Annotated in this window: 10 protein-coding genes; 4 read left to right on the top strand and 6 right to left on the bottom strand. The window is 39.1% G+C overall.

The window, feature by feature from the left end; translation table 11 throughout:
* The 6 genes from QZ413_RS04055 to QZ413_RS04030 all read right to left on the bottom strand — a co-directional run bounded on the left by QZ413_RS04055 (position 1) and on the right by QZ413_RS04030 (position 8496).
* Positions 1-1332, bottom strand: a complete 1332-nt coding sequence (locus tag QZ413_RS04055; protein WP_297076704.1) for a DRTGG domain-containing protein — start codon at positions 1330-1332, stop codon at positions 1-3.
* Positions 1332-2018 (bottom strand): metal-dependent hydrolase, encoded by a 687-nt coding sequence (locus QZ413_RS04050; RefSeq protein ID WP_297076702.1) that lies wholly within the window; start codon positions 2016-2018, stop codon positions 1332-1334. Before QZ413_RS04050 ends, QZ413_RS04055 begins: the two co-directional genes overlap by 1 nt.
* Positions 2019-2138: 120 nt before the next feature.
* Positions 2139-3818 (bottom strand): ribonuclease J, encoded by a 1680-nt coding sequence (locus tag QZ413_RS04045; protein ID WP_297076700.1) that lies wholly within the window; start codon positions 3816-3818, stop codon positions 2139-2141.
* A 123-nt stretch (positions 3819-3941) separates the two neighbouring features.
* Positions 3942-4997, bottom strand: coding sequence for an aspartate-semialdehyde dehydrogenase (locus QZ413_RS04040; RefSeq protein WP_297076698.1), 1056 nt, complete (start codon positions 4995-4997; stop codon positions 3942-3944).
* Positions 4998-5099: 102 nt separating this feature from the next.
* Positions 5100-6725: an alpha-glucosidase gene (locus tag QZ413_RS04035; RefSeq protein WP_297076697.1), complete on the bottom strand. Its 1626-nt coding sequence runs from the start codon at positions 6723-6725 to the stop codon at positions 5100-5102.
* Positions 6718-8496 carry a glycoside hydrolase family 13 protein gene (locus QZ413_RS04030; protein WP_297076695.1) on the bottom strand — a complete coding sequence of 593 codons (1779 nt, stop codon included), beginning with the start codon at positions 8494-8496 and terminating at the stop codon, positions 6718-6720. Before QZ413_RS04030 ends, QZ413_RS04035 begins: the two co-directional genes overlap by 8 nt.
* Before the next feature lie 262 nt (positions 8497-8758).
* Here QZ413_RS04030 and QZ413_RS04025 point away from each other — a divergent pair, with 262 nt between their 5' ends.
* From QZ413_RS04025 to QZ413_RS04010, 4 genes are all read left to right on the top strand, one after another.
* Positions 8759-10021: an extracellular solute-binding protein gene (locus QZ413_RS04025; RefSeq protein WP_297076693.1), complete on the top strand. Its 1263-nt coding sequence runs from the start codon at positions 8759-8761 to the stop codon at positions 10019-10021.
* Positions 10022-10131: 110 nt separating this feature from the next.
* Positions 10132-11481, top strand: a complete 1350-nt coding sequence (locus QZ413_RS04020) for a carbohydrate ABC transporter permease (RefSeq protein WP_297076692.1) — start codon at positions 10132-10134, stop codon at positions 11479-11481.
* Between the two features lie 4 nt (positions 11482-11485).
* A complete protein-coding gene (locus QZ413_RS04015; RefSeq protein WP_297076689.1) occupies positions 11486-12346 on the top strand; it encodes a sugar ABC transporter permease in 861 nt (286 codons plus the stop codon).
* A gap of 119 nt (positions 12347-12465) precedes the next feature.
* On the top strand, positions 12466-14796 hold the full coding sequence (locus QZ413_RS04010; protein ID WP_297076687.1) for an ATP-binding cassette domain-containing protein: 2331 nt from the start codon (positions 12466-12468) through the stop codon (positions 14794-14796).
* Positions 14797-14889: the final 93 nt, after the last annotated feature.

The following is a 14889-nucleotide window of genomic DNA, read 5'->3' as shown; positions in this document are numbered from 1 at the left end:
TTATGGTCGCTCCATCACTTGGCAGACGACCATCGCTTTTGCGACAAGCGAGTTTTCAATTTCGATTTCCATATCGATCTTGGCTGAACGTCGGCCTAGATCTAAAATTTGTGGTCGCAATACAAATTCACTTTCTAGTTGGATCAAACGGAAATAATGCAAGTTCACTTGTTCGATCCAAATATTTTTCCGTTGATTCGCCTTCATCGTACGTTTTGCTGCATTGGCAATGATCTCACTTAAGACACCAAATGAGATCGTCCCCATCTCATCAACCATCTGAGGCGTCACGGTAAACCGAAATTCAGGCTGATCATACCGTTTATTGTCACTATCGATTTCAACCACTTGGATTTGACCATTGATCTGATCTGAGATCGTATCTGAAACTTGCGGTTGCCTTTGGATCAACTGCATCGCTTTCATAATATCTTGCCGCGTCACGATCCCTAGTAATGTAAAGTCGTCAGCCACAACTGGCATCACTTCTAAGCCATCCCAAATCATTTGGTGACTGACAGAAGCTACACTCATTTCTTTTTTGACGATTCTTGGTTCTTTGGTCATCAAGCGCTCAATGGATTGGTGGGGATTTTTTCCTAAAATATCTTTGGCTGTCACAATCCCTACGACACGCATATTTTTATTGACGACTGGAAAGCGTGAGTGATGGCCATCTTGTGACAACTGGTGATACTCTTCCACTGTATCTTGAACCGATAGATACTGCGTCTTTTCTAATGGCATATAAATATCACTAACCAATAAGATTTCTTTTTTGATCATTTGATCGCTCAACGCTCGGTTGATCATCGTCGCTACAGTAAATGTATCGTATGTCGTACGTAAAACTGGTAATGCTTGTTCATCTGCTAAACGTGCGATTTCAGGTGTGGTATCAAATCCTCCCGTAATCAGTACAGCTGCACCTTGGTTTAACGCTAGTTCTTGCGCGTTGATTCGATTTCCCACAATCATCAGTGATCCTTTTGTGACGTAACGCTTCATCGCATCGACTTGCATCGCTCCGATAACAAATTTATTTAAATGTTTTTCAAGACCCGCTACCCCACCAATAATATCAGCTTCCGTAATTTGAACCACTTCTTCAAAGGTCAAGCGTTCGATATTTTTCTTTAATTTACGTTCGATCCGAATCGTACCGACACGTTGAATCGTGGAGACTAACCCAATATTTTCAGCATCTTTAATTGCGCGATAAGCCGTTCCCTCACTGACTGATAGATCTTTAGCAATCCGACGAACGGAAATGCGTTCACCTACAGGCAGACTTTCGATATGCGTTAAAATCAAGTCATGTTTAGTCGCCATCAGGACACCTCGATCGTTTCACCAATTTGCATTACATAGCCATTTTGTGCTTCTAATTGTGCTACGAAGGCTTCTGGATCTTGTTTGATCGCAGGAAACGTATTGTAATGAATCGGCACTACACGTTTTGCTTGTAGTCTTTTAGCAGCCCGGGCAGCTTCTTTTGGTCCCATGGTAAAATTGTCCCCAATCGGTAAAAAGGCGCAATCGATCTCATGTTGTTCCCCGATCAAAGCCAAATCACTAAAATCCGCAGTATCTCCAGCATGATAGATCGTCTTGCCGTCTGCTTTGATCAAAATCCCAGCTGCTTCGCCTAAATAAATCAGTTGTCCCTCTTCTTCAAGTCCAGAACTATGCAAGGCTGGTGTTAGTTGGATGCGACCAAAATCAAAATCATGACCGCCACCTAAGTTCAAACCGTGCGTCTGTTGAACGCCTTTTTGTTTCATGTACTTCATCAATTCCATCATGCCAACAATCGTAGCGTTATTAACGTTTGCCAATTCTACTGCATCGCCGATATGGTCATAATGGCCATGAGTCAATAAAATATAGTCAGGATGCAAAGTATCTAATTCGACGTCGACTAATGGATTGCCGCTGATAAAAGGATCAACAATCAAGTTGGTCCCATCATTTAAAGTAACCGCTAAAGCTGAATGTCCTAAATAAGTAATGTTCATGATGTTTTTCCCTCCATTTTTGCTACAGTTAATTGTCTAGATTATAACAGATATTTAATTTTTCGAACAACAAGATCCATTGCAACGAAAAAGACCGCCTAATTAGACGATCTTTTGGTTCTATTTACGTCGATTTCGCCCGCTCGCTTCCATAATAACAGGTAAGATAACTGGACGACGTTTTGTTTGTTCAAATAAATAACGGCTTAGTTGATCACGAATATCTTGTTTCAACTTACTCCATTCAAACTCTTCATCATGTAGATGCTTTTCAACAATCGTTTCGACCATTTCAGCACTTTCACGAATCAAATCGCGACTTGCTTTGACATAGACAAATCCTCTAGATGTGATTTGTGGCTCAGAAACGATTTTCTTTTCACGACGGTTAATCGTGACTACTGCAATAAAGATGCCATCTTCAGACAACACTTTGCGATCGCGTAACACGATGTTTCCGATATCGCCCACTCCGATACCGTCGATCATGATATTTTCAGAAGGAATCGAGCCTGCTAGACGCATCTCATGATGATTGTATTCTAAAATATCACCTTTAGCCGGTAAGAAAATATGCGACTCTTTGATACCGACAGCCATGGCCACCTCTTTATGGGCGATCATTTGACGGTATTCTCCTTGTACGGGAATTAAATAGTCTGGTTTTAACAGATTCAACAACAATTGTAGGTCACTTGGATTGGCGTGACCTGATACACGGAAATTCTCAGAAATATTTTTCACCGTAGCACCTGAGCGATAGATCATATCTTCCGTTTTCGCAACGATAGTTTCCATCGCGATCGTTGGTGTTGTTGTAATAAAGACTAAATCGCCTTCTGTGATACGTAACGTACGATGAGTGCTATTGGCCATTTTTTGCAAAGCCTTGATCGGTTCGCCCATCCGACCAGTTTCTAAGATCAACAACTGCTCCGGTGCATATTGTTTCATTTCTTTTTGCGTTACAAAGATGTCTTCTTCAGGAACGTGCAGACGATTCAGTTTGATTGCTGTTCGAATGATCTTTCCAAAATCTTGACCAGTCAGCACAACTTTGCGATTAGATTTTGCAGCTGCGTCTAATACTTGTTGGACCCGCTGTAAATTACTAGCGACACAAGCAACAATGATTCGACCTTCCCAATACTTAATCGTATCGTAGACTTCTTCTGCAATTTGCGCTTCTGAAGCGACTTGCATTGGATTTTCAGCATTGCTTGATGTGCTTAATAAAGCCAAGACATGGTCACGACCAATTTCTGCTAAACGTGCAAAATCCGTTTGATACATCGGTAACGCTGCTTGGTCAAATTTGAAATCTCCCGTATATACGATCGAGCCTTCTTTAGTCTTTAAACTGATCCCAACTGAATCTGGAATCGAATGGGTTGTTTTAAAGAAACTGATCACCGTACTGCCAAAATCGATTTCTGTGTGCGCATCGATCACATGAAAGTCTTTGAATTTTTTTGTTGCGACTTGTCGATGGACGATCAATTTTGCTAATTCGATCGTTAATTCAGTCCCAAACACCGGTACTGGTACGCGTTCTAGTAAATATGGCAATGCGCCGATCGCATCTGCATGTCCATGAGTTAAAAAGACTCCAGCCACACGGTCACGATTTTCTTCAAGATACGTAAAGTCAGGAATCACCGTATCGATTCCAAGTAATTCATTTTCTGGATAACGTAATCCACAATCCAGTACAAAAATATCGTTTTCCACTTCCGCAATGTATAAATTTTTCCCGTTCTCACGGACACCACTTAGCGGGATGATTTTGATTTCACTCAAAAAAGTTCACCTCTTCTATCTATTTTATCTACTTCATGTTCAACTTGGTCCCATGAGTCTATCACATCCATTATACAACAAAAAAAAGAAAAGCGCGGTTTTCCCGACACTTTTCTAAAAAATTTAAGGGACACGAACTAAATCCATCTCGTGTAGTGCTTCAGCGATTTGCACACTATTGGCTGCAGCACCCTTTAATAAGTTGTCTGATACGACCCAAAGATGAAGGCCATTTTTAACATCTAGATCTTTTCTGATCCGTCCGACAAACGTTTCTGTTTGGTCAGCTGAAAAAATGGCTTGTGGATACAATTGTTGACTTGGATCATCTTGTACGATAACACCAGGTGCATCTGTCAACCACTGACGAACATCTGAAACATCCGCTACAACATCTGTTTCAATATAAACGGATTCTGAATGTCCTTTCACTACTGGAATGCGGACACAAGTCGCAACCACTTGGATCGTGTCATCTTCCATGATTTTTTTCGTTTCATTGACCATTTTCATCTCTTCATACGTATAATCGTTATCTGTAAAGACATCGATTTGTGGTAACGCATTGAAGGCGATTGGGTAATGTTTTTTATCCCCACCACTTGGTAAGATAGTTGTTTGCCACTGTTCGACAGGTTCTTCATTTAAATAAGATTGCGCCTGTGTTTTTAATTCTTCTATCGCTCTTGCACCAGCACCAGAGACTGCTTGATAAGTCGATACGATAATCCGTTTTAATCCAACTTGTTGACGGATCGGCTCTAGCGCAACCATCATCTGGATCGTTGAACAATTTGGATTGGCAATGATTCCATTATGTGTAGAAAGTGCGTGCGCATTGACTTCTGGAACAACTAACGGGACATTTGGATCCATTCTAAAGAAACTGGTATTGTCAACGACGACTGCTCCGCGTTTGACTGCTTCAGGAGCAAATTGTTTTGAAATCCCCCCACCAGCACTAAACAATGCAAGATCGACACCGGTAAATGATTCAGCTACTAATTCTTGAATCGTCAATTCTTCACCGCGAAAGGTTCTTGTTTGACCTGCTGAACGTTTTGATGCTAATAAAACAACTTCTTTGATCGGTAAAGTTGATAATTCTAACATTTGGATCATTTGTGTTCCGACAGCACCAGTCGCTCCCACAACGGCTACAGTATAACTTTTACTCATATGGACACTCCTTAAGATGAAAACTTTTTAATCATTCTATCACATTTTCTTTTCTGATAAGTCAAAAATACGAAAAAAAGCAGAAAGTTTCCTTTCTGCTTTTTAATCGCTTATTTGGATCACATATCCATCAAATGGCGCAAACGTCATTTTTTGTTGTAACTGATCATAGCGCGTTTGGTTCGTTAACAAACACTTCCCTTTTTTACAAATCGATGCAGGTAATTTTGCATCGATGAATTGATCGGTCAAATTCACACACACGATCACCTGTTGCGTATTCGCTTGACGCAGATAAACAAACAATGCTGGATGTTCTGGCAATAAAAAGCGAATCTCACCGCCTAATAATGCAGGTTCTTGTTTACGTAAAGCAATCATCTGACGGTAAAAATTCCATAAACTGCTCGGATCGTTTGCTTCGTTTTGTTGATTGCGCTCTTTGTAATCAGGATTCACTGCTAGCCAAGGCGTGACCGTTGAAAAACCACTATATTTTGTCTCATCCCATTGCATCGGTGTGCGAGAATGATCACGTGAAAAGTTTAAGGCTTGTTTTAATGCCTCATCTTTAGATTCAGTTTGTCGCAATCGTTGATAAAATGCAATCGTATCTTGTCCATTGACTTGATCAATTGATGTAAAGGGATAATTTTCAATTCCTAATTCTTGACCTTGATAAATAAAGGGTGTACCACGCAAAAAGAAATAGCCCATTGCTAAAGCCTTCGCAGAATGAATCGATCCATCACCAAAAATCGAAATACTTCTTGGTAAATCATGATTTTCCAAATACAACGCATTCCATCCGATTGGTTGCAAATCTTCTTGCCAACGCATCATGACTTGTTTAAAGCCAAATGGATCCACGCGTTCTTCACCTTTTTTACCTTTTCTAACCATGTGTTCTAATTCAAAGATCATATCCAAATATCCGGTGTCATCGGTCCATTCTTTTGCTTTTTTACTACTGACCCCACTCGCTTCCCCTACCGTCATACATTGATAGTCATCGAACACTTCTTTTAACTCTGTCATATAAACATCGATTCCTTTAACGTTCATAAACGGAGCCCAAGGATTATCTGTAATGGTAAATGACCAATCTTCTTTTTGGATATGGCTGATCGCATCTAAACGAAACCCATCAATTCCTTTGTCGAGCCACCAACGAATCATGTCATAGATTTCGTGACGCATCGTTTCATTTTTCCAGTTAAGATCTGGTTGTTCTTTAGCAAAGATATGAAAATAAGCTTGCTGGGTCTTTTCTTGATAGGTCCAAGTCGAGCCACCAAAAAAACTTTGCCAATCATTTGGAGGTGTATCTTTTGTCGCGTCGACCCAATGATAAAACTCACGGTAAGGATTATCTTTACTTTTTTGAGCTTCTTGAAACCAAGGATGCTGATCACTCGTATGATTTACGACTAGATCCATAATCAACTTGATATTGTATCGATGAGCGGTAGCAATCAATTCTTCCATATCTGCCATCGTTCCAAAATCAGGATGAATTGCTCTAAAATCTGAAATATCATAGCCATTGTCCACATTTGGTGAAGCATAGACTGGGTTTAACCAGATAAAGTCAATTCCTAACGCCTTTAATTCCGGGATTCTACGAATGATCCCAGGCAAATCTCCGATCCCATCTTGATTACTATCTTGAAAACTTCGAGGATAAATTTGATACCCTACTGCTTCTTTAAACCATGTATTATGCATCTGCCACCTCTTTTTCGATTGTAATGACAAAGCCTTTTGGTTCGATAATGATTTGAGTCTCTTTTTCATACGCCAAATTTTGCATCAAAATTTCCGTTTGTGCGATCGTCTTCGCGGTAGTTCCGCAGTTGAAATACCCTTTGATCGTCACTTCTTGAGTACGGCGTGTGAGACATAGATGATCTTCACATTGTTCATCGATCTGCCAAACTAAATTTCCGTTTGATAAAGTTGGAATATGCGCTTTACGTAGCGCGATCAACTCTTTTACAAATTCTTTCAACGCCAAATCTTGTTCTTGCTCATCCCACACCATGCACTTGCGGCAATCTGGATCCATCTCTCCTGTCATCCCGATTTCATCGCCGTAATAAATACAAGGAACACCTGGTTGAAGATAGGTAAATGCCATTACTTGACGCATCAAATCTTTATCTCCTCTAGTTTCCGTTAGAATTCGTGGCGTGTCATGAGAATCCAGTACGTTAAATTGCATTTGATTGATTTGATCGCGATACAACATCAATTGATCCGTTAATTCTGAAACGAGTTTTGTACTATCGATCGCATGTTCGATCATATAGTTTTTGATCGAATCTGTATACGCATAATTCATAACAGCACTAAATTCGTCACCTTGTAACCAACTTTGTGATGAATGCCAAATCTCACCCAAAATATAAAAATCGTCTTTGACGGCCATACACGCTTCACGAAACTTCTTCCAAAAGGCATGATCGACTTCATTGGCTACATCCAAACGCCAAGCATCGATATCAAATTCTTTGATCCAATAAGTCGCAATATTTAACAGATATTCTTGAACCTCTGGATTTGCCGTATTCAATTTCGGCATATGCGGCGTAAAAGCAAACACATCGTACGTTAAATCACGAGCGTCTTCATCGTGGTCACCTGGTGTATAACTTGCTGGGAATTCATGGATATGGAACCATTTCGCATATCGTGAATTTGCTCCATTTTTTAAAACGTCTTGCCATTGTGGTGAGGTATCTCCGATATGATTAAATACCGCATCCAACATGATTTTAATTCCGCGCTCATGACACTTTGTAATCAATTCTTTTAACGTGGCTTCATCGCCAAAAGCGGGATCGACTTTTAAATAATCGATTGTATCGTATTTATGATTGGAGTGTGCTTCAAAAATCGGACACAAGTATAACCCATTGATCCCAAGATCTTCTAAATAATCCAAATGATCAATGATCCCTTGCAAATCGCCACCAAAGAAATCGTCGCGATCGGGATTTTTACTCCCCCAAGGCAACGTACCATCTGGATCGTTTGTCACATCCCCGTTTGCAAATCGCTCTGGAAAAATTTGATACCAAACCGTTTCTTTTACCCATTCGATTGGTTTCACTCGGTCTACTTCATGAAAATATGGCAAGCGGAAATAATTATTCGGCATACTAATAAATGGTTCAACAGCCGCATATACGCCATGATCGCCATAAAACGCCTTGATGCCCTCAACGCCTTCTACTTCAAAACCGTAACTTAAGCGATGAAACAACGCTGTTTTCTCAATAAACCAGTAATCATATAACGAAGTTGATCCGATTTTTTGCATCTCTTCACGTTCGTTATACCAGGCTTCTTTATCTAAAAGATAAGGATCACCACTGATCAAGTACACGCGCTTCATATCTCCTTTAGCTGTTCGTAATCTGATATGCATATGATCTTTAGTATAAAGATAAGCATATTCGCTTTCTGGTCGGTGGTAAATTGCAGCTGTATTCATAGACGAGTCTCCATTCTATTTCAGTAAGTTTTGGCTAAATTATGCCACAGCTTTCGTTTTTTTTCAACAAATAACAGCAATCGGTTGCGTATATTTTAAATTTTAAATACAGAAAAAAAGCCTAGTAAATAGAATGAAAATAAATAACTATTCTTATAACCGAAAAATATATCTGTTTTTTTATCGATTTCATCTTGACTATTTTCGCAAACGGTTGCATAATGTGTGTGTAAACAAAAAACAAGTTTTGGAGGCAGAGAAAATGAAGACAAATTGGAAAAAGTACTTAACTACGGGTGTAATATTAAGCGCTTCCGCATTATTGCTTGCTGCATGCGGGAATTCATCTTCTGATACAAAAGATACCGCTTCTTCAGACAAAGGGAGTACTGCAAAACCTGAAGGCGATATCAAATTATGGGTCGACACAGAACAAGTCGATATGTTCAAAGGGATCGTAGCAGATTTTGAAAAAGAATATCCAGACGTAAAAGTTGAAATCGCAGCAGGTTCTTCTGCAGATGCCAAACAAGATGTATCTAAAGATCCAGGAGCTGCAGCGGATGTCTTTATGATGCCTCATGATCAAATCGGACAAATGGCAGATGCGGGTCTACTCTATCCTTTCACAGAAACAAAATTTGCTGAAAACGTGAAAAAAGACAATGTAGATTCTGCAGTTGAAGGGGCAACATGGAAAGATGAATTATACGGCTTCCCTTACGGTGTTGAATCACAAGTCTTGTATTACAATAAAGCAAAACTTTCAGAAGCTGATGTCAAAACATGGGCTGAGATGACCGCTAAAGGAAAAATTGGTACAAACTTTGGTGATGCCGGTGCCAACTATATCTTCGCTCCGTTATTTATGAGTAATGGTGATATGTTATACGGTAAAACCGGTGAAGATGTTAAAGGAACTGATTTTAATAATGAAAACGGTGTCGAAGTTCTAAAATGGATCGCAGCGCAAAAAAATAACCCAGGTGTCGTACAGTCTTCAGCAGAAGCTCTATCAAACCTTGAATCTGGCGTAACCGATGCCTTTTTATCTGGTCCTTGGTCTAAAAATGACGTAGAGAAAGCATTAGGAGACAACATGGCCGTTGCAGCTTATCCAAAAGTTGATTTTGGTAGTGGCGAAAAACAAATGAAAGCCTTCTTAGGGGTAAAACTATTCGCTGTAAACCAACAAACAAAATCACCAGTTGCCGCGTTAACTTTAGCAGACTATCTTTCAAACGAAACGTCTCAAATGAAGGAATTTGAAGGATTTGGAATCGTCCCTTCTAATAAAACGTTACAATCTGACTCAAAAGTTGCTTCTGATGCAGTAACAGCTGCCGTAATCGAAATGTCAGATAGTGAACATTCTGTCGTAATGCCAAAACTTCCAGAAATGAATACATTCTGGCCAGCAATGGATGCGTTGATCAACGATACGTACAAAGGTTCAATCAAAGAAGATCAATACATGGATAAATTGGACAAACTTGTGTCTGATATCTCAAAAACGACTGAATAATTCTAGAATTTGACGCAAGTATTCCCCTTGCGTCAATCTTTTTTTCAAATTTGGATTACTGGCTAACGTAACCCAGTGATCGATACCAAAAGAAAGTGAGTGAAAAGGCGATGTTCAAAAAGAAAAGATATGAACAACATGCAACCTTTAAAGAGGTATTTGCAAAAGGCGATTGGCCAACAAAATTATCTTTCTTGATCATGGGTGCGGCAAACTTAGCCAATAAACAATGGTTAAAAGGCTGTTTATTTTTAGTTGCAGAAATCGGATTTATTTATTGGTTAATTCGTAACGGTATCCATGCCCTAGCCATGCTCGTAACACTAGGGACAAAAAAACAAGGTCTAGTTTATGATGAAGCATTAGGAATTCGAGTCCTCCAAGAAGGCGACAATTCGATGTTACTGCTCTTATTTGGGATCGCGGCTGTTTTAGTCTGCGCGATCATCATCATTTTGTATATCGTTAATTTAAAAAGCACACGTCATTTATACGAGTTAAAACAAGCAGGCGAAGCGATTCCTACGACAAAACAGGATCTAGCAAGCTTATTAAACGAACGTTTTCATATTACTTTAATGGCACTTCCATTATTAGGTGTCTTATTCTTCACGATCTTACCTTTGCTTTACATGATCTCGATTGCGTTTACCAACTACGATCATAATCATTTACCACCTAAAAATCTTTTCCATTGGGTCGGTTTAAAAAACTTTGGTAACGTCATCACTGGAGATATGGCTTCGACCTTCTTCCCCGTTTTAGGTTGGACCTTGATCTGGGCTGTGTCAGCGACAGTGACATGCTTCTTTTTTGGAATCATTTTGGCTTTATTGATCAATACTAAAGGCTTAAAATTCAAAAAAGCTTGGCGGACGATTTTCGTCTTAACGATGGCTGTGCCGCAATTTATTTCATTATTGATCGTTCGTAACTTATTAAATGGTGCTGGCCCAATCAATGCGCTGTTATTAAAAATGGGGATTATTGATTCTGCTATCCCCTTTTTAACAGATCCAACGATGGCAAAAATTTCGATTATCTTAGTCAACATGTGGATCGGGATTCCAGCAACGATGCTTGTTGCGACAAGCGTGATTCAAAACTTGCCACAAGATCAAATTGAAGCAGCACGAATCGACGGTGCGAATAAATTTCAAATTTTTCGAAATATCACGTTTCCACAAATTCTCTTTATTATGACACCGGCGTTGATCCAACAATTTATCGGAAACGTCAATAACTTTAACGTGATTTACTTACTAACTGGTGGTGGACCATCAAATTCAAACTACTATGGTGCAGGATCGACAGACTTATTGGTCACTTGGTTATACAATTTGACCGTTAAAACACTCGATTACAATTTAGCTTCCGTTATCGGAATCTTGATCTTTATTTTATCTGCTGTATTCAGTCTAGTCGCATACACACGAACCAATTCATTTAAGGAGGCGTAAAAAGATGAAGAAAAATAGTTATCAAAAACAAGAACGTGGTACACTGACCTTCGTTTACGTCTTATTAACAGTTTTAGCCATATTTTGGCTATTTCCGATTGTTTGGATCGTCTTGACTAGTTTTCGTGCTGAAGGCGGCGCATTTGTTCCTTACATTATTCCAAAAGAGTTCACTTTAGATAATTATAAAGTCTTGTTAACGAACGCAAGCGGTAACTTCCCTTTTGTTCGCTGGTTCTTTAACACGCTATTTGTTTCGATCTTTAGCTGTATCTTTTCGACTTTGATTACGATCGCAATGGCCTATGCCTTGTCTCGTTTACGCTTTAAACTCCGTAAACCATTTTTGAAAGTCGCATTAGTGTTGAATATGTTTCCAGGTTTCATGAGTATGATCGCGATCTATTACATTTTAAAAGCGATGAATTTAACAGGTAGCTTATTTGCTTTGATTTTAGTCTACTCATCTGGAGCTGCCTTAGGCTTTTATATCGCGAAAGGATTTTTCGATACTGTCCCAATGGCTCTAGATGAATCAGCAATGATCGACGGTGCCAATAAATGGCAGATTTTCACAAAAATCACCTTACCTTTATCTAAACCCATTATCGTATTTACCGCACTAGGGGCTTTCACTGCTCCTTGGATGGATTTCATCTTTGCTAAAATCATCATGGGCGATAAGGTTGAAAGTTACACGATCGCGATTGGATTATTTACGATGATGACTAAATCGACTGCTAATTCGCTTTTCATGGCGTTTACAGCTGGTTGTGTCTTGATTGCCATTCCAATCACCTTACTGTTCATTTATCTACAACGTTTTTATGTCGAAGGCATCACCTCTGGTTCAGTCAAAGGATAATTTGTTAAGCATCCCTTTCTTTTCAAAGAAAAGGATGCTTTTTTTTGCATAACTTTTTCAAATTCGTTACAATCATGTTAATAAAGGATGAAAATCTAACTACAGAAAAGGGTATGCGCATGTTGAATTTAAAAGATATTAAAAAATACTACAACGTCGGTGGAACCGAAACTCGCGCCTTAGATGGTGTAACGGTAGCCTTTCGTAAAAAAGAATTTGTGGCGATATTAGGTCCAAGTGGTTCAGGGAAAACTACGATGTTAAACGTCATCGGTGGCCTAGATCAATACGACAGCGGGGATTTAATCATCAATGGGCAATCGACCAAAAACTTTAAACTAACCGATTGGGATGCTTATCGAAACAACTCGATCGGATTTGTCTTTCAAAGCTACAATTTGATTGGGCATCAAGGGATTTTAGACAATGTTGAATTGGGTATGACGCTCAGTGGTGTCTCTAAAGAAGAACGTCGCAAACGTGCTCAAGAAGCACTCGAGCGCGTAGGGTTAAAAGATCATCTCAATAAAAAACCTAGTCAACTCTCTGGTGGTCAAATGCAGCGTGTCGCCATCGCACGAGCGCTAGCAAATGACCCTGAAATCCTATTATGTGATGAACCGACGGGCGCACTTGATTCTGAAACAAGTGTGCAGATCATGAACTTGATTCAAGAATTGTCTCATGAAAAATTAGTCATCATGGTAACGCACAATCCTGATTTAGCAAAAGAATATGCCGATCGAATCATTGAATTTTCAGATGGTAAAATCATGACAGACTCTAATCCCTATCATGAAGAAAAATCAATAAACGATTTTGAATTAAAACGTACTCGGATGTCTTTTTTCACGGCATTGCGCTTATCGTTTAATAATATTCGGACAAAAAAAGGGCGAACCTTTTTAACTTCATTCGCGTCTAGTATTGGGATCATCGGTATTGCAATCGTATTGTCTTTATCCAATGGTTTCCAAAAACAAATTGATAAAACACAATCTGAAACACTTGCTCAATTTCCAGTCACGATTTCACAAATCACACAAGACAATACCGAATTATTTAGTAATTCTTCTACCAAAGAACAAGAAAAAGCTGGCAAAGATCAAGTTCTAGCCAAAACAAGTGAACAAGACCTAGCACAGCATACCAATGATTTATCTACTGAATATGTCGATTATATCAAGAAAATCAATCCAGATTGGAGCAATAACGTTAGTTTTAGCCGGTCAACGAATTTGAATCTATTACGTGATGTAGATGGTACGATCAAACAAGTTCAATTTTCTAACGCAAAAACAGATGGTCAAAATGCTGGAGGTTTTGCGGCTTCTACTGGTGTCGGGATTTCAGTCTTTCCTGATCAATTGGACCCATCAAAAGATAACTTTTTGAAACAAAATTATCAAGTTGTCGATGGCCAGTATCCAAGTAATCCAAATGATTTAGTCTTAATCATAGACGAAAACGGCACAACCAATGTCAATGCTTTGAATAATCTGGGCTTTGATATCAAAAATGGCGAGTCGTTATCCTATCAAAATATTGTAGGGACAACTGTTAAACTAGCATTTAATAATGCTTACTATACTGAACTACCTACTGGGAACTTCATTCCAAATCAAGATTTGAAAAAAGTTTACGACAACAGTGCAAATCAAACACTCAAAATCGTAGGGATTTTAAAAGCCAAAAGCTCTGCAACAATGGATCTGTTAGCTCCAGGGATTGCCTATAGTGATTCCCTAACACAAGAAGTCATCAAACAAAATAAAGAATCTGAAATCGTTAAAGCACAAGATAAAAGCAATACGAATGTTTTAACGAACGAAACGTTAGACGATACCAAAAAAGCAGCAGTGTTGACTTACTTGGGTGCAAATGCCACACCAAGTAGCATCTATATTTATCCAAATAATTTTAAAACAAAAGAAAAAATCTTAACGTATCTAGATGATTACAACAAAGGAAAAGACAAAGCAGATCAGGTCTTATATACCGATTTAGCCGGTACGATGACCAAGCTAACTGGTGGATTAATGGATGCGATCACATATGTATTGGTGGCATTTGCTGGAATTTCTTTAGTCACTAGTATGATCATGATTGGAATCTTAACCTATACTTCTGTACTGGAACGAACAAAAGAAATTGGTGTTTTAAAAGCATTAGGTGCACGTAAAAAAGATATCACTCGAGTATTTGATGCTGAAACAGCGATTTTAGGTGTAGCTTCTGGAGTATTGGGCGTTGCTATTGCCTACGCTGCAACGTTTCCGATCAATCAAATCTTAGAGAATTTGACTGATTTACAAAATGTCGCACAACTCAATCCAATGCACGCGGTAATCTTGATCGTGATCAGCACGATCCTAACCATGCTTGGTGGACATTTACCTGCCCGCATGGCTGCAAAAAAAGATGCTGCTATTGCCTTACGAGCAGAATAATAAAGGAATGGGACAGAAAACTGTCACATTCTCTAAAAATTGAATAAACGGTGTCCCAGAAGTAACTCCTTCGAAAATAAGCCGCATCATGAC

Source organism: uncultured Enterococcus sp. (assembly GCF_913775425.1).
In the GTDB taxonomy this organism is placed as follows: domain Bacteria; phylum Bacillota; class Bacilli; order Lactobacillales; family Enterococcaceae; genus Enterococcus_G.
Note: the sequence above shows the minus strand (reverse complement) of the source record. Positions and strands in the feature narration are given on the sequence as shown.